Source organism: Janthinobacterium sp. JC611 (assembly GCF_018682595.1).
In the GTDB taxonomy this organism is placed as follows: Bacteria; Pseudomonadota; Gammaproteobacteria; order Burkholderiales; family Burkholderiaceae_D; genus Janthinobacterium.
This window is the reverse complement of record NZ_JAFLJN010000003.1, coordinates 270,077-289,418: the sequence shown is the minus strand read 5'-3', so window position 1 is coordinate 289,418 and position 19,342 is coordinate 270,077. Positions and strand designations below refer to the sequence as shown.

General features: G+C 63.5%; 15 protein-coding genes. 6 read left to right on the top strand and 9 right to left on the bottom strand.

Features of this window, described 5'->3' with window-relative positions; all coding sequences use genetic code 11:
• Positions 1–2: 2 nt before the first annotated feature.
• From vioD to vioA, 4 genes are read right to left on the bottom strand one after another with little or no spacing between them, the layout of a single operon-like run.
• Positions 3–1,121: a flavin-dependent violacein biosynthesis monooxygenase VioD gene (gene vioD, locus J0O65_RS04230; RefSeq protein WP_251373414.1), complete on the bottom strand. Its 1,119-nt coding sequence runs from the start codon at positions 1,119–1,121 to the stop codon at positions 3–5.
• Entirely contained in the window at positions 1,121–2,410 is a 1,290-nt protein-coding gene (vioC, locus tag J0O65_RS04225; protein ID WP_215404435.1) for an NADP-dependent violacein biosynthesis oxygenase VioC, read from the bottom strand. Before vioC ends, vioD begins: the two co-directional genes overlap by 1 nt.
• 1 nt (position 2,411) lies before the next feature.
• Positions 2,412–5,426 carry an iminophenyl-pyruvate dimer synthase VioB gene (vioB, locus tag J0O65_RS04220; RefSeq protein WP_215404433.1) on the bottom strand — a complete coding sequence of 1,005 codons (3,015 nt, stop codon included), beginning with the start codon at positions 5,424–5,426 and terminating at the stop codon, positions 2,412–2,414.
• A complete protein-coding gene (vioA, locus tag J0O65_RS04215; RefSeq protein WP_251373412.1) occupies positions 5,423–6,733 on the bottom strand; it encodes a flavin-dependent violacein biosynthesis tryptophan-2 monooxygenase VioA in 1,311 nt (436 codons plus the stop codon). The genes vioB and vioA overlap by 4 nt, the downstream gene beginning before the upstream one ends.
• A 699-nt stretch (positions 6,734–7,432) precedes the next feature.
• On the opposite strand from vioA, the gene J0O65_RS04210 reads away from it, so the two are divergent.
• Complete coding sequence (locus J0O65_RS04210) at positions 7,433–9,664, top strand: NADP-dependent isocitrate dehydrogenase (protein WP_215404430.1); 2,232 nt, start codon at positions 7,433–7,435, stop codon at positions 9,662–9,664.
• A 94-nt stretch (positions 9,665–9,758) separates the two neighbouring features.
• Here J0O65_RS04210 and J0O65_RS04205 read toward each other — a convergent pair whose 3' ends face one another.
• The 3 genes from J0O65_RS04205 to J0O65_RS04195 all read right to left on the bottom strand — a co-directional run bounded on the left by J0O65_RS04205 (position 9,759) and on the right by J0O65_RS04195 (position 12,015).
• The gene (locus J0O65_RS04205) at positions 9,759–10,202 is read right to left on the bottom strand and encodes a DUF411 domain-containing protein (protein WP_215404428.1); all 444 of its coding nucleotides are present in this window, start codon (positions 10,200–10,202) and stop codon (positions 9,759–9,761) included.
• Positions 10,203–10,271: 69 nt separating this feature from the next.
• Positions 10,272–10,622, bottom strand: a complete 351-nt coding sequence (locus J0O65_RS04200) for a hypothetical protein (RefSeq protein ID WP_215404426.1) — start codon at positions 10,620–10,622, stop codon at positions 10,272–10,274.
• A gap of 49 nt (positions 10,623–10,671) precedes the next feature.
• Positions 10,672–12,015, bottom strand: a complete 1,344-nt coding sequence (locus tag J0O65_RS04195; RefSeq protein WP_215404424.1) for a sensor domain-containing protein — start codon at positions 12,013–12,015, stop codon at positions 10,672–10,674.
• Between the two features lie 257 nt (positions 12,016–12,272).
• Between J0O65_RS04195 and J0O65_RS04190 the strand changes: the two genes are divergently transcribed.
• Positions 12,273–13,889 carry a hypothetical protein gene (locus tag J0O65_RS04190; RefSeq protein ID WP_215404413.1) on the top strand — a complete coding sequence of 539 codons (1,617 nt, stop codon included), beginning with the start codon at positions 12,273–12,275 and terminating at the stop codon, positions 13,887–13,889.
• Between the two features lie 78 nt (positions 13,890–13,967).
• Here the strand turns inward: J0O65_RS04190 and J0O65_RS04185 are convergent, their stop codons facing one another.
• Complete coding sequence (locus J0O65_RS04185) at positions 13,968–15,332, bottom strand: amino acid permease (protein WP_215404411.1); 1,365 nt, start codon at positions 15,330–15,332, stop codon at positions 13,968–13,970.
• 256 nt (positions 15,333–15,588) lie between these two features.
• Between J0O65_RS04185 and J0O65_RS04180 the strand changes: the two genes are divergently transcribed.
• Entirely contained in the window at positions 15,589–16,317 is a 729-nt protein-coding gene (locus tag J0O65_RS04180; protein ID WP_215404409.1) for a GntR family transcriptional regulator, read from the top strand.
• Complete coding sequence (locus J0O65_RS04175) at positions 16,292–17,059, top strand: SDR family NAD(P)-dependent oxidoreductase (protein ID WP_215404407.1); 768 nt, start codon at positions 16,292–16,294, stop codon at positions 17,057–17,059. Before J0O65_RS04180 ends, J0O65_RS04175 begins: the two co-directional genes overlap by 26 nt.
• 6 nt (positions 17,060–17,065) lie before the next feature.
• On the opposite strand, the gene J0O65_RS04170 is transcribed toward J0O65_RS04175, so the two are convergent.
• The gene (locus J0O65_RS04170) at positions 17,066–17,545 is read right to left on the bottom strand and encodes a heme-degrading domain-containing protein (protein WP_215404405.1); all 480 of its coding nucleotides are present in this window, start codon (positions 17,543–17,545) and stop codon (positions 17,066–17,068) included.
• Positions 17,546–17,639: 94 nt separating this feature from the next.
• Between J0O65_RS04170 and alkB the strand changes: the two genes are divergently transcribed.
• Together alkB and folE2 are read left to right on the top strand one after the other, a co-directional pair.
• Positions 17,640–18,302 (top strand): DNA oxidative demethylase AlkB, encoded by a 663-nt coding sequence (gene alkB / locus J0O65_RS04165; protein WP_215404403.1) that lies wholly within the window; start codon positions 17,640–17,642, stop codon positions 18,300–18,302.
• A 94-nt stretch (positions 18,303–18,396) separates the two neighbouring features.
• Positions 18,397–19,326 carry a GTP cyclohydrolase FolE2 gene (folE2, locus tag J0O65_RS04160; protein ID WP_251373409.1) on the top strand — a complete coding sequence of 310 codons (930 nt, stop codon included), beginning with the start codon at positions 18,397–18,399 and terminating at the stop codon, positions 19,324–19,326.
• The last annotated feature ends 16 nt before the right edge of the window (positions 19,327–19,342 follow it).

Genomic DNA, 19,342 nt, shown 5'->3' with positions numbered 1-19,342 from the left:
CCCTAGCGGCCCAGCGCGTAGCCAAGGCTGGCCATCAGCGCTTCTTGTAGCGACGGCAAGTCCTTGCGGCGGGCGTCGAAGCTGGCGGTCAGCTCTGCATTGCTCAGCCCGATACGCTCGCCCACGCTTTCAAACCACAGGCGGCTGCTGTTGGCGTGGTCCTTGAACAATTGCACCAGGGGCAAGGCGCGGGCATTGAAACTGTCCAGGGCTGCGGCCGTGCTGGCTTCGGTATGGAGGATTTTCACCAGCAGCAGGGCCGCCACCACCGCCATGGTGGTGCCGTGGCCGATGGAAAAATGCCCCGATTGCAGCGCATCGCCCAGCAGGACGAACTTGCCGTCGCAGGCCCGGTCGTGGCTGAGGGTCATGAAGTTGCGCCAGCCCTGGCCCGGTTGGCTCTGCAAGCCGTGCTCGCCGAGTTCGGCTTGGAACGTCCTGGCGATATACGCGGCGGCATCGCGCTCGGAGAGCGTTTCCAGCCCGGCCTTGGCATACGTTTCTTCGCTGCATTCGACGATGAAGGTGCTCATCGTGTCCGAGTATTTGTAGGCATGGCCGATGAAAATGCCTTGTTCATTGCTGCGGAACACCAGGTTCATTTGCTCGAACAGCTGGGTGGTGCCGTACCAGATGTATTTGTTGCGGCCGAAATCGATGTGCGGCGTCAACGCTGGCGGCAAGTCCAGCGATTTGTAATTGACGCCATTCGAGACCACCACCAGGTCGTACTCGGCTTCCAGTTGCGCCTTGTCGGCTGGCGGCGTTTCGTAGCGGATGGCGATGCCGGCCGTCACGCATTTGGCGCGCAGGGCTTGCACCAGCGCCTGGCGTCCGACGCCGCACAGGGTAACGCCCGTGCTCATCAGGTTGGGCTGGTCGTGATGCACGAGCTTGAATTCTTCCAGGAACTGCGGATTGAGCCGTTCCGGCTGCTCCAGGTAAGAGAGCGGATTGGCCGGATGGCGCGGCGGCCGTCCCGGCAGCACCACGCCCCATCCCAGCACTTCCTCCGGGGTATTCTTTTCCGTAATGCTGATATTCCAGCCGGGCTGGGCCTGTTTCATCTGGCTGGCGAAGAGCAGGCCTGCGGGACCTGCGCCGATGACGAGAATGTTCATTAATTTACCCTTCCAAGTTTGTACCAAACGTTTTGTTTCTTCTGGATTTGCTGCAACTCATCGTAAGGAACCGATGTGAAGTACAGTTTCTCCGCCATGTCCGGCGGATAAACACGGGGGAATTTCTTGTGCATGTAGCGCGTGTAGCGCGTCTGCAGGAAGAAAATCAGATTCGGATTGCTCAGCGCTTCATAGTTGGCGATCGCCATGTCCTGCATGGCGTCGGCCTGCACCTTGCGCTGCTGCGTGAACTCGGACAGGGCAGGGCCCAGGGCATTGCCGTGCTTTTCCAGCAGGGAAACGAAGACGTGGACGTCTTCCAGCGCCATGTTCATGCCTTGTCCGAGGAACGGGGCGGTGGCATGCGCCGCATCGCCGATCAGCAGGATATTGGCCTTGTAGTGGAAGGTGCTGGAGCGGACATTGATGAGGTCGTTGCTGGGCAGCACCATGAACTGGTCGAGCATCTCCTTGCGGCGCTCCGGCGGCAGGTTGCCGAAGTAGCGGCTGAAGAAGTCGGCCATGGCTTCGCGGTTGAGCGTGCCCAGGCTGGGCGTGCCGGTGTAGGGCAGGCACAGGGCAAAGCTGATGCTGCCGTCCGGGATGGTGGCCGCGCGGCCGGCAAACAGGCCCTTGGAATCCATGCCGAAAAAATACAGTAAATCCTTGCGGAAACCGAGATCTGCCGCGTTCGGCAACACCAGCGTCTTGTAACCGTGGCGGAAGTAGCTTTGCTTGAACTCGAAACGGCGCATGCCGCTTTGCATGGCGCGCCGCACGGCCGAGTGGGCGCCATCGGCGCCAATGACCAGGTCGCCATACAGCTGCTGCACGGCGCCGTCCGGGCCCTGGACCAGCACGATTTTTCTTTCCAGGTCGACATCCAGGCATTTATGCTCAAAGTAATACTTCACCTCGTGCAGGGCGGCATGCCGGTTCAGCAGGCGCTGGAAGGCCGTGCGGTCCAGCGACAGGGGAAACAGGCCTTCGAGCGGGGTCAGTTCGCGTATCCGGTGCCGGCCGCCCACGCTGAAGGCCATGCCGACGATGGGCTCGCCGCACTGGTCGAGTTCCTGTTTGCCGATGCCCGCTCCCAGGACGGCCTTGATGCCGCGCACCGTCATGCTCACGCCGATGGCGCGCGAGTTGACCGGGTCGGCGCTGGCGGCATTCTCCAGCAGCGGATCGCCGCGTTTTTCGATCACGTGGACATCGTGCCCCCGTTGCGCCAGATAAATGGCGCTGAGGCTACCTGCCAGGCCTCCGCCGACGATAATGATTTTATGCATTTCAGGCCTCTCTTGACATCTTTCCCCGAGATAAATCGGTAAGTTGCTGATTGAAAAACTCCAACATTTCTATCGGCGCCATGCCGATGACATCGCTCTCCAGGCCGCGCGCGTACTGCGCCAGCGCCAGGCACTTCTGTGCCAGCATGTCGCAGCCCAGGCTGTAGTCGCTGCTGACCTGGCTGTTGACCGGTTCGGGCACGGGCGGTCCCGCGTGGCGGCCGGGCACGCCCGATGGCATGTTCATCAGGGCCGCCGACAGGGGACGCAACAGGCCGGTCATGATGTCGATGGAGGCGTTCATCAGGCGCGAGCGGCGCAGGCTGCCCAGCGGCCGCTGCGCGAAATGGTGCGCCATCAGCAGGAAGGTCAGCTCGTAGCAGCCTTGATACAGCTGCATCAGCGCGCGCGCCTTTTGATCCGTCACCACGCTGCAGTCCGCCCGCGCCGCCAGCACCGGATTCTTCAGCGCCGGCAGCGCCGGCTCGAACGGCTTGCCGCAGGCGGAAAACTTGCCGGCGATGGCGCGCAGCCGCTGGAAGTGCGACGAGGCGAAATGCGGCGAATCGACGGCCACGCCTTCGCCCTGCTCGGTAACGAAGTCGATGGCGAACAGCGCGCTGTCGCGGTCGGACACTTCCAGTTGGTAGCCGGGATAGGCGCGGTTGGTCAGTTCTTTCAGGAACAAATGATGTTCGCCGCCGCGCTTGCCGCCGCCGCTCTCGAACAGGCCGGGCAGCCCGGCCAGGGCCTGGCGGATCGCGATATAGAAGGTGGCGATGGACTTGCCTGGCGTGGGAATGTAGTCGGGCCATTCGAAACGCACGAAGCGGGCCAGCACGTGTTCGGAAAATGGCTCGAACGCAAATTCCGTGTCCAGGCCGAAACGCTGGCGCGCCTGCTGGCCCAGCACCGGGGCGCCTCGATGGAACGGTTCGCCAAGCGCCATCAGCACATTGTTGACTAATAAATAGTGAATCATTTCTTCATGGGCGATTTCCAGCAGCATGCCGCGCGTGCCGCTGTTGCGGCGCCGGTCCTCGGCGCCGCAGGCCAGCTCCAGCTCGGCCGGCAGCCAGCGGCCCGCCTGCACCAGCGCCGCCCCCTGCGCATAATTGGGAATGGAATAGGCGGCATACAGGTATTGCAGCATGAGCGACAGTTCCAGGTCGATGGCCTTTTTCAGCTCGTCGATCAATTCCGCCTTGCTGCCGATGGCGTGCGGCGTGGCCGGCGCCGGCACCGCCGCCTTGGCCTTGGCCTCGACCTGCGTCAGGTATTTCAGGAACAGGCGCGATTTTGGCAGCGACAGTTCGCGCGTGCTGGGCATGTAGTAACTCTTGTCGCGGTTCTGCGGATCGCACATCTGCCACATCAGGCGCGCATACGTTTCGCATTTGCACTGGTCCGCCAGGCTGAAGACCTTGTCCGACATGAAGGGATACACGAGCTCGTAGTAACTCATCACATGCCGGTAGAGGAAGGCGTAGTCGACCTGTTCCGCCGGCACGTCGTCCAGATGCCAGTCGTCGGGCAGCACGCGCACGCCGAGGTATTGTTTGTGCTTGCCTGTCCCCAGCACGATGCGGGTCGCACCCGGCTGGCGCCCCGTCAGGGTCAGTGCCGTGTAGCCGCGCCCGAGCGGCGACGGCAGCTGCTGCACGCTCAGCCGCGCGTCGTCTTCCGCCTGTGCCGGCAGGGCATCCGGCGCCGCCAGCGCGCCGCGGAAGCGGCTTTGCACGGTGATCGTCCGCGGGAATACCTCGTGCTTGTCGCGGTTCGGCGCTTCCAGGTACAACTGGTTGCTGTCCGACTGCAGCACCCAGTCGGCTTCGTCCCACTGCGCCTGCGCGCTGCCCAGGCTGAGCGAACCTGCGGCGGGGGCATGTTGCAGCGGCACGTCGAAGACGCCGTGATGGCGCCAGTAGTCGCGGTACAGCGGTTCCGGAATGCGAGCCAGCAAGGCGCCGGCGCCGTCTTGCAGCAGCAGGTCGCCGAACGCCTGCTTGCCGCCCAGGGCATGCGTGGGATGCTGTTCCGAGACGGCGCCCGCGTCGCGCGTGGTGAAGGGGATGGCGGTCGGCATGTTGAACGCAACGCGGTCCGCATGCAGTTGCACCAGCACCGGTCCCAGGCCACCCTGGCGCGGCTGCAGCAGGCGGCCGGCCGGATAGGTGGCCAGCTCGTCGCGCCGCCACAGGCCGATGCTGCCGGCCAGGTCGTAGAACACGGGCGAATCGGGTTTTGGCGGCGTCGACATATTGAACAGGCAATACTGCACCGTCAGGCCCAGCACCTCATCGTCGTCCAGGGCCTGCTGCAAGGCGTGCATGCTGGCCGGCAGCGGCAGGTCTGGATTGAACAGGAAATGCGGGTCATGCTTGGCCACGGAGAACTGGAACAGCCTGGAGCGACCGATTTCCTCATCGAGGAAATGTCCGCTGTGTTCCTTGATGTGGCCGCTCCCGAGCCAGCGCACCGAGTGCGCCTGCGCGATGTCGGCGGTAAACAGCGTGGGCGTGTTGGGCGTGGCCAGCTTGTCGCTCACGGTGAACTGGCCGGCGTAGATCAGCGTGGTGTCCGGCTGGGCCGGATTGTTGTCGATCCACCTGGCGCGGTTGAACGTGGTGCGCAGGTACGCGTTGTAGTGGCCCCACAGGCCCAGCTTGGCGCCCACCAGCGGGTCTTGCGTATCGACCGCGCCATCGCGCAGCTGGACGCCCGTGATCCTTGCGTTTTCCCACGAAAAATGATTATTCCCGCAAAAATTGTGGCCTGCCGCCAGGCTGAAGACGCCGTCCGGATCGGGCTTGCCCGCTGCATTGAAGCGGGGGGCAAGCTGTTTCAGATACGCATGGAACTCAGCCGGCGGCCGGCTCAGGTCGACAGGCTCGCCCGCCATCGATACCGTGTTCGTGGCGATATCGATGTTGCCGTGCGTATTGCGATTTCCCGTCGGCACATTGGCGCGGGCAAAACCCCGAAAATGCAGGCGGGGGAAGTCAAGTAGGCTCATGCGCGCTCGGTCGAGGAAGTGAGGAAGGTATCGTTGGCGGCGGCGACGTCTTCCCCTTGATCTAACCGCTGCAGCAACAGGCCGCTGGCTTGCTGGGCGCTGATCAGGCTGCCTTCCATCCAGCCGCAATGCGCGGTATAGGCATCCGAGCACGAGATGATGCCGTCCCGGTGCAGCAGCACGGCCGGGTGCTCGGCTTCCGGTTCCACGCAAAACTCGACGCCATGCGGCCAGAACTTATGGAAGTGCGCCTTGATCGGCGGCAGTGGCTGGCCCTCGGGCGGCAGGACGTCTTCCAGGTGGCGGCGCACGCGTTGCAGATACACGTCTTCACCGAGTTCCAGGCTGTCTCGCCAGTAGGTGGCGCTTTTGCTGTCGGTGTAGAACAGCACATACTTGTCGCCCTTGAAGTAGACCTTGCGCAGGGGATTGGCTGCCATCAGCACCTTGTCCGTCAGCCCCAGCGCCTCCCACCAGGCCGTGTCGAACGTGAGGAATCCCTTGAACAAGGGCAGCGAATCGTACTGGAACGGACTCCAGGCGTTCGGGAAATCCAGGTTCAGGCGCGGCATGGCGGACGGCGGGATGGCCATCACCAGGTGGCGCGTGCGGTGCATCTGCGTGTCGCCCCGGTGGCTGAAGGCGAGCACATGGTGGTCATCGTCGGATTTCTCGACGGACAGCAAGCGGTGTTCGAGGCGGAATTCCACCCCGGCGGCCTTGGCCTTGTGCTGCAACTGGCACAGCAACGCGTGGTAGCCGTCGGTGGCATAGCGCCACTGGTTGGCGGCGTTTTCCGTAAAGTGCTGCGTTTCCGGGTGTTTCTTGATGATGTCGTAGGCCATGGCCGCCGACACCATCGGCAGCAGCAGGGCGTCATAGCCGGTCGCCTTGATGATGCGGGTGGCCTTGGCGGCGCCCAGGTAATGGCTGATGAATGCGAGGAAGGAGTCGTTCGGATGCTCCTTGAGCATCGGGCTCAGGCCATGCAAGGTTGCCTTCAGCTCTTCCAGCACGCTGTCGTGGGAGATGACCTCGGTGAACGGGTAGACGGCATGCGGCAGTCCGCTGCCCTGCATCAACTGCTGGAAATGCGGATGCAGCTGCGGCGAGTAGCGGGCGGCGCCGAGTTCGGCGATTTCCTCGCCATCTATTTTTCGCGACTGGATGCGGCCGCCGACGGTGGGATTCAGGTCGAAGACCCGGATGCGCAGCTGCCTGTTGGCGGCGGCGTCGATCAGGCGGTTGGCGCAAGTCAGGCCGCCTATGCCGGCGCCTACGATGCAAATGTCAGAATACGTGCTCATACGAAATTCCTTTTTAACGTTCATTAATCAAAAAGCTGCAAAATCGCTAGCAAAAGTTCTCCCTGCACGTGTAGGCAAGGGAGGTGGGGACGCTGCGTGTTACCGCACTTGGCGAGCGCTATCGGCTGGGGAATGAAGAGCCTGGCGAGAACTGGCGTTGTTTCTGGAATGGTCGATTCTTGGCTGCAGAGTTTCTGTTTCAAATCAAAGATGGCACCGACAGTAGCCCAGGCATCGGGTAGTCAATTTGATAAATATCAATGTAGTTGTCGTTCGGCGCTGCGTCCTTGTCGACGCTGAAGGGGTGTCGCGCACGTCTTTTTCGTCCAGCATGCCGGCGCGCGCGCTTGGCGACCTGCCCATCGGCGTCCGCTTTTGATATTGCAAATGGGAATCATTCTTATCCGTGGCGATTGAAATCTGCATTGCCGCCACCGCCGCATGCATGCCGCGCGCGTGCCTGGAGGGCATTTCTGCGCGGAAAATGGCCATCCTGGGCCTTCCTGTCCGGATATTTGCTGTCTTATATAAGATTCGTCGCCATCGGATACACAAACAGCGGCAGGACAGTCTAAAATACGCGGTGGGCAAGCACGGCGTCACCGCCGGCACACTAGCCGTCCAAAGCAAGGCTAACCGTCCTGTGTTTGGAATGAAGAAAGTTAACCACCAGGCATCACCGCATACAAGGGAATGAACATGGCAACACAAAAATCCAAAATCATCTACACGCTGACTGACGAGGCGCCGCTGCTCGCGACGTATTCCCTGCTGCCAATTATCAAAAAATTCACCGCGCCGGCTGGCGTGGACGTGGTCGCCAGCGACATTTCGGTGGCGGCACGTGTCCTGGCTGAATTTCCAGAATTCCTGACGGACGCGCAAAAAGTCCCGAACACCCTGGCTGAACTGGGCAAATTGACCCAGAATCCAGACACCAACATCATCAAGCTGCCGAACATCAGCGCCTCGCAAGGCCAGTTGATCGCCTGCGTGCGCGAATTGCAAGGCCGCGGCTACAAGCTGCCGGATTACCCGGAAGATGCGAAGACGGACGAAGAGAAGGCCTTGAAGGCCCGCTACGGCAAATGCATCGGCAGCTCGGTCAACCCGGTCCTGCGTGAAGGCAATTCCGACCGCCGCGCGCCGAAAGCCGTCAAGGAATACGCGCGCAAGCACCCGCATTCGATGGGCGAGTGGAGCCAGGCGTCGCAAACCCACGTGTCGCACATGCACCATGGCGACTTCTACCATGGCGAAAAATCGCTGACCCTGGAAAAGGCGCGCGACGTCAAGATGGAACTGGTCACGGCCTCGGGCAAGACCATCGTGCTGAAACCGAAGGTTTCCCTGCAAGCGGGCGAAATCATCGACAGCATGTTCATGAGCAAGAAAGCGCTGCTGGAGTTCTACGAGAAGGAAATCGACGACGCGTTCAAGACGGGCGTGATGTTCTCGCTGCACGTCAAGGCGACCATGATGAAAGTGTCGCACCCGATCGTCTTCGGCCACTGCGTGCGCATCTTCTACAAGGACGCGTTCGCCAAGCACGCCGAACTGTTCGACAAGCTGGGCGTCAATGTCAACAATGGCATGAGCAACCTGTACGACAAGATCGACACCCTGCCGGCGTCGCAAAAGGATGAGATCCTGAAGGACCTGCACGCCTGCCACGCCAACCGTCCGGAACTGGCCATGGTCGATTCGGCCAAGGGCATCACCAACTTCCATTCGCCGAACGACATCATCGTCGACGCGTCGATGCCAGCCATGATCCGCATCGGCGGCAAGATGTGGGGCGCCGATGGCCGTCCGAAGGACGTCAAGGCGGTCATGCCGGAATCGACGTTCGCGCGCATCTACCAGGAAATGATCGGCTTTTGCAAATGGCATGGCAACTTCGATCCGAAGACCATGGGCACCGTGCCGAACGTGGGCCTGATGGCGCAGCAAGCGGAAGAATACGGTTCGCACGACAAGACGTTTGAAGTGCCGGAAGGCGGCATCGCCAACATCACCGACCTGGAAACGGGCGAAGTGCTGCTGACGCAAACGGTGGAAGAGGGCGACATCTGGCGCATGTGCCAGGTCAAGGACGCGCCGATCCGCGACTGGGTCAAGCTGGCCGTCACGCGCGCGCGCAACTCGGGCATGCCTGCCGTGTTCTGGCTCGATTCCTACCGTCCGCACGAAAACGAAGTCATCAAGAAGGTACAGGTTTACCTGAAGGAGCACGACACCAAGGGCCTGGACATCCAGATCATGTCGCAGACGCGCGCCATGCGCTACACCCTGGAACGCGCCTTCCGCGGCCTGGACACCATCTCGGTGACCGGCAACATCCTGCGCGACTACCTGACCGATCTGTTCCCGATCCTGGAACTGGGCACGTCCGCCAAGATGCTGTCGATCGTGCCATTGATGGCCGGTGGCGGCATGTACGAAACGGGCGCCGGCGGTTCGGCACCGAAGCACGTCAAGCAACTGGTGGAAGAAAACCATCTGCGCTGGGATTCGCTGGGCGAGTTCCTGGCACTGGCCGTGTCGCTGGAAGACATGGGCATCAAGACGGGCAATGCGAAGGCCAAAATCCTCGCGAAAACCCTGGATGAAGCCACCGGCAAGCTGCTGGACAACAACAAGTCGCCATCGCCACGCACCGGCGAACTGGACAACCGCGGCAGCCATTTCTACCTGGCCATGTACTGGGCGAAAGCCCTGGCGGCACAGAAGGACGACGCGGAACTGGCGGCGCATTTCGCGCCAGTGGCCAAGGCCCTGGCCGAGAACGAAGAGAAGATCGTTGCCGAGTTGAAAGAAGTACAAGGCAAGGAAACGGATATCGGCGGCTACTACCTGCCAGATCCGGCCAAGACGGAAGCCGTCATGCGTCCTAGCGCCAGCCTGAACGCCGTGCTGGACAGCATCTGATGTAAGCTCGATCGGCAGCGGGTTTTTAGCGCTGCCTGATAAAAAAAACGCCGCCGGAAGCGATTCCGGCGGCGTTTTTCATTTCCTTTCAGTTTTACTTGTAGTGCTTGTAGACCTCGGTGCCGCCATTGTTTTTGACCAGCAAGACGTCATACGCATCCTTGCGCGGTCCTTCCATGCCGGGCGAACCCATGGGCATGGCCGGCACGGCCAGGCCTTTCGCCTTGGGTTTCTCGCGCAGCAACTGCTTGATCTCGCTGGCCGGTACATGGCCTTCGATGGCGTAGCCGTTGACGAGGCCCGTGTGGCAGGAGCCGAGCGCGTCGGGAATGCCGGCCAGCTTGCGGTATTGCGCCGGCATCTCGACATTTTTCGCGCGCACCGTGAAGCCGTGCGCTTGCAGATGCTCGATCCATGCGGAGCAGCAGCCGCACGAGGCGCTCTTGTAGACTTCAATGACGGGCAGGGCCGCCATGGCGAACGTGGGCAAGCCCAGCATGGCGGCGAAGGCGCCGCGCAGTAAGAGGTGTTTGATCATGGTGTTGCTTTCAGATGGAATAGGGCTATCGTGGCCACCTTGGTGGCTTGCTTGGGACGAGCTTGGAATTTAAGCGGAAAGCGGTCGCGGCGGCCGGCGCGGGCCATCGGGAATGAAGCCCGTCAGCAAGGTGGGCGTCGTGATGGTGACTCGTTGCGCGCCGATGCAGGCGGCGGCAGGCAGGGCGGGGCCGGGCGCCATCAGCGCGCCCAGGCAACAGCTGGCACAGGCGCCGCATGCGTGCTTGGCCGGAGGCGTGTTTTCTTCTGCGGCGGACGGCGCGGCGTGATGCTGGCAAGCCGCCGCCACTGCGACGGCAGGCGACCCGGCGCACCGTCGCATGGCGCCGGCGGTCGCCGCCTGCAGCGGCACCGCCGCGATCAGCAGCAGGATCAGCCATGTTTTGAAGAGTCTTAGCATCGCGCAAAAGTATAGCATGGGGCACTGTCGCCACGAGGGCCGGCGCCCGCTAGCGCGAGGCGGCAGCAAGCATTTTCGAGGCGTACATGGCCCGGTCCGCATGGCGCAGCAGCAGTTGCATGCTATCGCCATCTTCGGGGTAGTGGGCCACGCCGATGCTGACGGCGATCTGCAATGGCTGTCCGTTGCCCAGGTGTAGCGGCGCGGCCAGGGCTGCGTGGATTTTTTGCTCGACCAGCTTGACGTCCGCCGGCGTGACATTGCTTTCCAGAAGCACGACGAATTCATCGCCACCCATCCTGGCCAGGGTATCGGTTTCGCGCATGCAATCGCGCAGGCGGCTGGCCACCGTTTGCAGCAGCAGGTCGCCGCAGGCATGGCCGTGCTCGTCGTTGACCCGCTTGAAGTTGTTCAAGTCCAGGAACAGCAACGACAGCCGGCCTTCCTGGCGGTGCGCGCGCGCGAACGCCGTGTGCAGGCGGTCGTGGAACAGGCGGCGGTTCGGCAGGCGGGTCAGCTCATCGTGCATGGCCATGAACTGCATTTGCGTCTGCAACTGCCGGCGCTCGATGGCCGTGGCAAGTTGCTTGGCAACAAATTGCAGCAAATCCAGGTCTTGCTCCGTGCCGATGACGGCAGCCTGCTCGCCTTGCAAGGCCAGCACGCCGATGCTGCCCAGCGAGGAATACAGCGGCACGGCCAGCCAGCACGAGGACAGGGCGCCGGCCGCCGTTTGCAGCGCCGCCGGCAGGCCGGCCAGTTGTCCGGCCTGCAGCAGCAAGGGTCGGCCGCTGCGCAGGACTTCGTCGCACAGCAGGCTGGCCAGGGACGAGGTCGGCTGCGGCGCGCTGTCGTCGGCATGGCAAGTCATGGGCGGCTGTATGCCGTGTTCGTCATGCAGCAGCAGGGTCAGGCTGTGCGTCGGCAAGTGTTCGCCGATGATGTGCTGGATGCGGTGCAGCAAGGCGGGCAAGTCCTGCGTCGCCTGCATGGCTTCGGAAATGGCGTACAGCGCGGCCTGCTTTGCCTGCGCCTGTTTCAGCAAGGTGATGTCGCGCGCCACCGCCACGCGCAACTGGTCGGCGGCGGACCAGCGGGCCGACCACATGATGTGCGCCAGGCTGCCATCCTTGCGCACGTAGCGGTTTTCAAAGTGCGTCTGCGCATGGCCATCCATGATGGCGCGCGCGGCGGCCAGGGTGCGGGCGCGGTCGGCCGGGGCGACCATGTCGAGCATGGGCTTGCCGACCATTTCCTGCTGCGTGTAGCCGAAGATGCGTTCGCAGGCCGCGCTGACGAAGACGAAGCGCCCGTCCACGTCGACCATGCATATGGCGTCGAGCAACAAGTCGGTAAAGCTGGCCAGCGGGGCGCGCAGAATCTTGTGTTCCATATTGGCATTTTAATGGACATTCCCGGCAGTGATTCAACTTGTTGGGACTGGCGAGGCCGGCGGCATGAAAATGTTTCATTTACCCGACGCTCATGCTTTGCCGTTTCTTGCCGTTAATGCAGTATTGCCATGCAGTACTTGCCACCACGCCAGATAACGTGACGCAAGGTTTGCCTGGCGCCAGGTGATTGCAAAAAAAACTAACCATATCGATATTTGATGATGCCTCTTTCCGCCACTTGCAAGGTGACAGCGCCATGACCTCCATTTCTCCACTTTCCAGCTGGAACAGCACCGCGTCGCGGGCCTCCGCCGCCACGCCGCATCGCACGCAGGCGCCGCCGCCCGCAGCCACGCCGTCCACCATCGTCGCTCTCAGCCCCGAGAGCGTGAACGACGGCACGCCGGCGGCGTCGGTGAAACCACCGATGGTGTGGGAAAGCGCGACGCGCGACAAGGTCAGCGAGGCGATGACGAAGAGTTTCTCGTCGTATGCGTTTGGCGGCCGCTTCAGCGGCCTGGGCGCGGCCATGCTGGGACAAGCCAAGCTGGGGAATTACAATTTCTCGCAGGCCATGCGGCAGCCGCCGCCGAGCACCACGCCGAACATCTATGCGGCGTCCGGCATCGCGCCGGGCAGCCTGCATGGCAATGGCGAAGACCGGGTTGCCCTCAGCATCACCACCAGGAGCGGCGTGGAAGTCAAGCTGTCGCTCGACAGCCAGGGCGACGGCCTGGCCGTGAACATGACGACCAGCGGCGACCTCAGCGACGCTGAAACGAGCGCCCTGGGCGAGCTGGCGAAAGGTTTCCAGGAAGCCATCGACGGCATGGGACAGAGCACGCCGAAACTCAAGCTCGAAGGCTTGATGCAGTTCGACCAGAAGGTGCTGGGATCGGTGCAGCTGCATGCGCAAGTCAAGGTGCGCGGCGAGCCGGAAAGTATTCAAACCCTGGATTTCCAGGCCGATGGCGCACAGCGCAAGGTCAGCTTCAGCGGCGAGGCCGGCAGCCTGGACCTGAAGGTCGACGCCAGCGCGCTCAATACCCTGGGCAGCCGCGAGCGGCAAGCCAAGGCGCTGGACAGTTATATGAAGCAATTCGACCAGGCGGCGTCGCGCGGCCATGGCGATGCGGGCCTGATGGCCATGCTCAAGGATGGTTTCACTGCCTTGCACAGCAATACCGCCGCGCCGCAAGCGGCCACGGACAGTCCCGAGACGGGCAAGTGGCGCCTGGCGGCCGAGGACAAGTCCATCCTCACGGGGCTGGCCGATTTCAGCGCCTCCGTATCGCAAGCCGTAAAATTCAGCAATCCCATGCGCAGCACGGAAAAGGATGGCTTCAATTATGAAGTGTCGCAAAAGACGGAGCAGACCGGCGCCAGCCAGGACGCGCGGTCGCTGCGGCAGCAGCAGCAATCGAAGCTGAGCGCCAGCTTCCATCAGACGCTCGTTCCCGGCGTGCCGCTGCGGCTGACGGCCAACACGGAATCGCAGAACTATACCTACCACCAGATCGAGGATACGGCCAGCAGCGACGCGCAGGTAGCTTACAAGGATGGCAAGATGGTCAAGGCGAGCCTGCGGCAGGAAGGCAGCCAGTCCGAGCATGTCATGAAGTATTTCCTGGGCAAGCTGGAATCGGACAAGAGCACGCCGGGCAACTATTCCGTGCTGCGCGACCTGCTGCCCGTGCTGGGGCCGTACAAGACGGGCGAGCTGGGCATGACGCCCGAGAAGAAGGCGGAGCAGCGCCAGCAGGCGATGCTGACCTTGAGCGACGAGGTGCTGCTGCAATCGTATGCGGGCCAGACCATCAGCCTGTGGCAAGCCGACCTGTTGCCGGAAGAGGGCGCGGCGGCCGCCGTTTAGGAATGACGGCGAGACCGCGTTGCATGCAAAAAGCCCGTCTGCGAAGACGGGCTTTTTGTTGGATGCGGCGCAAACAGCTTACGCTTTGGCCTTGCTTTGCTTGATCCAGTAACCGACGCCCAGCGCGGCGAGCCACACGGGGATCAGGTAGACGGAGATGCGCAGACCCGGCGTCAGGTACATGATCACCAGGATGCCGGCCAGGAAAGCCAGGCACAGGTAGTTGGTGAACGGGTAGCCCAGGCCCTGGAACAGGGTCGTCTTGCCTTCGATTTTTTTCTGCGCGCGGAAGCGCAGATGGATCCAGCTGATCATGGCCCAGTTGATGATCAGCGCCGACACCACCAGGCCCATCAGCACTTCGAACGCTTCGCCCGGCATGAAGTAATTGACCACCACGCAGGCGCCCGTCGCCAGGGCCGAGACGCCCAGGGCCACCAGCGGCACGCCGCGGCGGTTCAGGTGCAGCAGCGCGCGCGGCGCATTGCCTTGCTTGGCCAGGCCGAACAGCATGCGCGTGTTGCAGTACACGCCGCTGTTATACACGGACAGGGCGGCCGTCAGCACCACCACGTTCAGGGCCGTGGCCACCAGGTTGCTGTCGAGCGCATGGAAGATCAGCACGAAGGGGCTGCCGCCGGTGACGACGTTTTGCCACGGGTACAGCGACAGCAGGATGCCGAGCGCGCCGATGTAAAAGATCAGGATGCGGTAGATGGCCTGGTTGGTGGCGCGCGGAATCGTCGTGCTCGGATCGTCCGCCTCGGCCGCCGTGATGCCGACCAGTTCCAGGCCGCCGAACGAGAACATGATGACGGCCATGGCCATCACCAGTCCCTGCCAGCCATTCGGGAAGAAGCCGCCGTGCTGCCACAGATTGGCCACCGACGCCTGCGGACCGGCGTCGCCGGAGGCCAGCAGGTACGCGCCGAAGACGATCATGCCGATGATGGCGACCACCTTGACGAGGGCGAACCAGAATTCCATCTCGCCGAAGGCCTTCACATTGAGCAGGCTGATGGCGTTGATGACGCAAAAGAAGACGAGCGCCGAGACCCAGGTCGGCACGCCCGGCCACCAGTACTGCACGTAGATGCCGACGGCCGTCAGTTCGGCCATGCTGACGAGCACATACAGCACCCAGTAATTCCAGCCCGACAGGAAGCCGGGCAGGTGGCCGCAGTATTTGTCGGCGAAATAGCTGAAGGAGCCGGCGACGGGTTCGTCGACCACCATCTCGCCCAGCTGGCGCATGATCAAAAAGGCGATGACGCCGGCGATGCCATAGCCGAGCAGCACCGAAGGGCCGGCCATCTTGATGGTTTGCGCGATGCCCAGAAACAGGCCGGTGCCGATGGCGCCGCCCAGGGCGATGAGCTGGATGTGGCGGCTTTTCAGGCCGCGCTTGAGCTCTTGTGGTTCGGTATTCCCGACTGCCGTCATATGTGTTGTCCTGTTTTTACGGGGCTGAGGTCGCTGATTCTAAAGCATGGACGGGCAAAGCAGGAGCGAAATGCATGTTGCACTGCGGGGGCGCAAGAAAAGCCCCGTATCTTCGCCGAACGGCGCGCAAAGCGGCGGCCCCGGGCGCCGGCGTCCTGCGCGGCCGCCGGGTACGGCCATGCGGCGCACGCCTGCCAAAACACTGTCTTATATCTTGATGTATGATGCATCATAATTTGGAATTTGAACTATACCCATGAACCATCCCCTGGACAATCTGGTGCACGTCAACCTGGGCAAGTCCGTGTACGCCATGCTGCGCGAAGCGCTGGCGGCCGGGCGCTTCCAGCCGAACGACCGGCTGCGCATCCGCGAGCTGGCGCTGCAGCTGGGCACCAGCGTCACGCCCGTGCGCGACGCCATGCTGCAGCTGGTGCAGGAAGAGGCGCTGGTGCTGCGTTCGCCGCGCGACTTCCGCGTGCCCGTGCTGGGCGTGGCGCGCTACCTGGAAATCCGCGCGCTGCGTCTGGAGCTGGAAGGCCTGGGCGCGGCGGAGGCGGCGCAGCGCATCGACGCCGCCACCCTGGCCGACCTGGAACGCCTGCTGCAGGCGAATGAAGAGGCCATCGCGCGGCACGACCTGGCGGCGGCGCTGCAATGCAACCAGGCGTTTCACCTGGGCCTGGCGCAGGCGGCCGGCATGCCGACATTAAAACGCTTCGTCGACCATCTGTGGATGCAGACGGCGCCCCTGATCGCCGCCGGCTACGCCAGCTTTTCGCCCGACATGCGGGTGGGCCACCACCACGCCATCATCAGCGCGCTGCGCCAGCGCGACAGCGCGGCCGCGCGGCGCGCCATCGAACAGGACATTCTCGACGGCGGCACGCAGATGCTGGCCTATGTCATGCGCCAGGAGCGCATGCACGCCGGCGCAAACGAACAAGACAAGGAAGAACATGACGCACCTCCAGCACAGGATTGAACCGGACGCTGAACAGAAAACCGCCATCGTCACGGGCGCCAGCCGCGGCATCGGGCATGCCGTGGCCGAGCGCTTCCGCAGCCTGGGCTGGCGCGTCATCACCGTTTCGCGCAGCCCGATTCCCGGCGGCTGCCCGCGCAGCCACGAGCACAACACGCACGTGTGCATGGATTTGTCGGACCTGAGCCAGATCGGGCAGATGGTCGAGACGCTGCGCCCCATGCTGGGCGACGCCAAATTGCATGCGCTGGTGAACAATGCGGGCGTGTCGCCGAAGGGGCCGGGCGGCTCGCGCGTCAATTCGCTCACCACCGACATGCAGACGTGGCAGGAAATGTACAACACGAATTTCTTCGCGCCGCTGGCCCTGACGCGCGGTTTTGCGCAGGAATTGTCGAACGCGCATGGCGCCGTCGTGAACCTGTGCTCGATCGCCGGCTACCGCGTGCACCCGTTCGCCGGTTCCGCCTACGCCAGCTCGAAGGCGGCGCTGGCGTCGCTGACGCGCGAGATGGCCAACGACATGGCGCCGCTGAACGTGCGCGTCAACGCGATCGCGCCGGGCGAGATCGACACGGCCATCCTGTCGCCCGGCACCTCGCACATCGTCGATACGCAAATCCCCTTGCGCCGCCTGGGCACGACGGCCGAAGTGGCCGATCTGGTGGAGTTCCTGTGCAGCGAGCGCGCCTCGTACATCACGGGCGCGGAAATTCCCATCGACGGCGGCCAGCGCATTTAAGTACGGTCACGCGCGGCCATTGTCGAGCTGCGCCTGCAGCGCGGCCACCACCAGCGCGTGGTCGTCGGCCTGCGCCAGGCCGGAAACGGTCACCGTGCCGACCAGTCCCACGCCGCGTATCAGCAGGGGGAAGGCGCCGCCGTGGCCCGCGTATTCGATGTCGTCGAGGTATGTCACGTCTTCGAAGGTGCTGCCGCGGCTTTTATACGAGATGCCCATGTAGTAGGAGCTGCGGCAAAAGCGCCGCACCGTGTTGTTCTTGCGGCGTATCCAGTCGGCCTGGTCCGCCGTGGCGCCTGTCATGGCATGGTGGAACAGGACCTGGCCGTTGCGCGTGATGTTGACGGTGACGGCCTTGCCCCGCCTGCGCACCTCTTCGACGATCCACAGGCCCACGGCCAGCGCGGCGTCGTTGTCGAAGCGTTCGAATTGCAGGGATTCTTCCTGCTGCGCGAGGGTGTGCAGCAAATCGGCGTAATGATCCATCGTGGAGGCGGGCAGTAGTGACTGGAAGCGCTACTGTAGCGCACCATGGGCCAGTCGCGCGCGTTTTTTCCATGGCGGGCCTACAATAGGCAGCATGAACCTGTCCCTGTTTGCCGATGAAGACCAGGCCCCGGCCGCTCCCGTGCCGCTGGTGCCAGGCTCGTCCGCGTCGCTCCTGTTGCGCGGCTTCGCGCTGCCGTATCTGCACGAGGTGCTGCCGGCGCTGGACGCCATCGTGCTGGCGGCGCCCCTGCGCCACATGGCCACGCCGGGCGGCTTGCGCATGTCGGTCGCCATGAGCAATTGCGGCGCCCTGGGCTGGATCACGGATGGACGCGGCTACCGTTATGCGCGGCACGATCCGGCCAGCGGCCTTCCATGGCCGCCGATGCCGTCCGTGCTCCTGCGCCTGGCGCGGGAGGCGGCGCTGGCGGCTGGCTATCCGGGCTTCACGCCCGATGCCTGCCTGCTCAACCGTTATGCGCCCGGTGCGCGCATGGCCTTGCACCAGGACCGTGACGAATGCGATTTCAACGCGCCCATCGTCTCCGTCTCGCTGGGGCTGCCCGCCACCTTCCTGTTCGGCGGCGCCGAGCGGGCCGACAAGGCGGCCCGCATCGCCCTGCTGCACGGCGACGTGGTGGTGTGGGGCGGCGCCGACCGCCTGCGCTTCCACGGCGTGGCGCCGCTGAAGGAGGGTGTACACGCGCTGCTGGGCGCGCAGCGCATCAACCTGACGTTCCGCAAGGCCAGCTGAGCTGTCAATATCCCCCCCCATTAATGCAAGATGCTTGCAAATGCGGCGATTCTTCTCCATGATATGCAACTTGTTTGCATAGGGAGCCCTGACCATGAAGCGCGATTCGATTTCCTCGCCCCTGCCCGACGTGGCGGCCGGCCCCCATCTGGGCCACCCTTTGCCGCTCGAGTGGGTGGGCATGCAGGGCATCGCCTTGCCCCTGTGGCTGGAAGAGGGCGGGCAGGCGCAGCAAGTGCATGCCTGGGCCGACGTGCAGGTCGACTTGCCCGACCCGCACGTGAAGGGTATCCACATGTCGCGCCTGTATCTGCTGCTCGACGCGTTTGCGGCCGCCCAGCCGCTCGATGCGGGCACGCTGGCCGCCGTGCTGCGGCGCATGGTGGACAGCCACGCCGATTGCGGCAGCACACAGGCGCGCCTGGCGCTGGCGTTTCCCGTGCTGCGGCGCCAGCCGGCGCTGCTGACGGCGGGGCTGTCCGGCTGGAAATCGTATCCCGTGCGCTTGCAGGCCAGTGTTTCGCCGCAGGGCTTTGCCCTGTCCCTGACGGTGGAGATCGGCTACTCGTCAACCTGCCCGTGTTCGGCGGCGCTGGCGCGGCAACTGCTCGCCGACGCCTTCGCGGCACGCTTCGGCGCGGGCGGCATTGATGGCGCGGGCGCGCGCGACTGGCTGCGGGAACACGCGAGCCTGGCCACGCCGCACAGCCAGCGCAGCACGGCGACGGTCACCCTGCCCTTGACGGAGCAGGCGGAACTGGACCTGTTTCCCCTCATTGACCTGGTGGAAGCGGCGCTGGCGACGCCGCTGCAGACGGCCGTGAAACGGATCGACGAGCAAGCGTTCGCGCGCCTGAATGGTGCTAACCTGATGTATGTGGAAGACGCGGCCCGCCGCGTGCAGGCGGCGCTGGCGCCATTGGTGTCACCGTATGCGCAGGCGCGTGTTACCGTACGGCATATGGAAAGCCTGCATCCGCACGATGCCGTGGCGCAGGCGGGCCGGCTTGCCGGAGATTGCTAGTCAACCATTGTGGAGG

Coding starts and splice junctions, on each gene's coding strand:
- J0O65_RS04175 (WP_215404407.1), top strand. CDS start 16,292: ATGACGCACCTCCAGCACAGGATTGAACCGGACGCTGAACAGAAAACC.
- J0O65_RS04195 (WP_215404424.1), bottom strand. CDS start 12,015: ATGGAACACAAGATTCTGCGCGCCCCGCTGGCCAGCTTTACCGACTTG.
- alkB (WP_215404403.1), top strand. CDS start 17,640: ATGAACCTGTCCCTGTTTGCCGATGAAGACCAGGCCCCGGCCGCTCCC.
- J0O65_RS04170 (WP_215404405.1), bottom strand. CDS start 17,545: ATGGATCATTACGCCGATTTGCTGCACACCCTCGCGCAGCAGGAAGAA.
- J0O65_RS04210 (WP_215404430.1), top strand. CDS start 7,433: ATGGCAACACAAAAATCCAAAATCATCTACACGCTGACTGACGAGGCG.
- J0O65_RS04190 (WP_215404413.1), top strand. CDS start 12,273: ATGACCTCCATTTCTCCACTTTCCAGCTGGAACAGCACCGCGTCGCGG.
- J0O65_RS04205 (WP_215404428.1), bottom strand. CDS start 10,202: ATGATCAAACACCTCTTACTGCGCGGCGCCTTCGCCGCCATGCTGGGC.
- J0O65_RS04180 (WP_215404409.1), top strand. CDS start 15,589: ATGAACCATCCCCTGGACAATCTGGTGCACGTCAACCTGGGCAAGTCC.
- folE2 (WP_251373409.1), top strand. CDS start 18,397: ATGAAGCGCGATTCGATTTCCTCGCCCCTGCCCGACGTGGCGGCCGGC.
- vioA (WP_251373412.1), bottom strand. CDS start 6,733: ATGAGCACGTATTCTGACATTTGCATCGTAGGCGCCGGCATAGGCGGC.
- vioC (WP_215404435.1), bottom strand. CDS start 2,410: ATGCATAAAATCATTATCGTCGGCGGAGGCCTGGCAGGTAGCCTCAGC.
- vioB (WP_215404433.1), bottom strand. CDS start 5,426: ATGAGCCTACTTGACTTCCCCCGCCTGCATTTTCGGGGTTTTGCCCGC.
- J0O65_RS04200 (WP_215404426.1), bottom strand. CDS start 10,622: ATGCTAAGACTCTTCAAAACATGGCTGATCCTGCTGCTGATCGCGGCG.
- J0O65_RS04185 (WP_215404411.1), bottom strand. CDS start 15,332: ATGACGGCAGTCGGGAATACCGAACCACAAGAGCTCAAGCGCGGCCTG.
- vioD (WP_251373414.1), bottom strand. CDS start 1,121: ATGAACATTCTCGTCATCGGCGCAGGTCCCGCAGGCCTGCTCTTCGCC.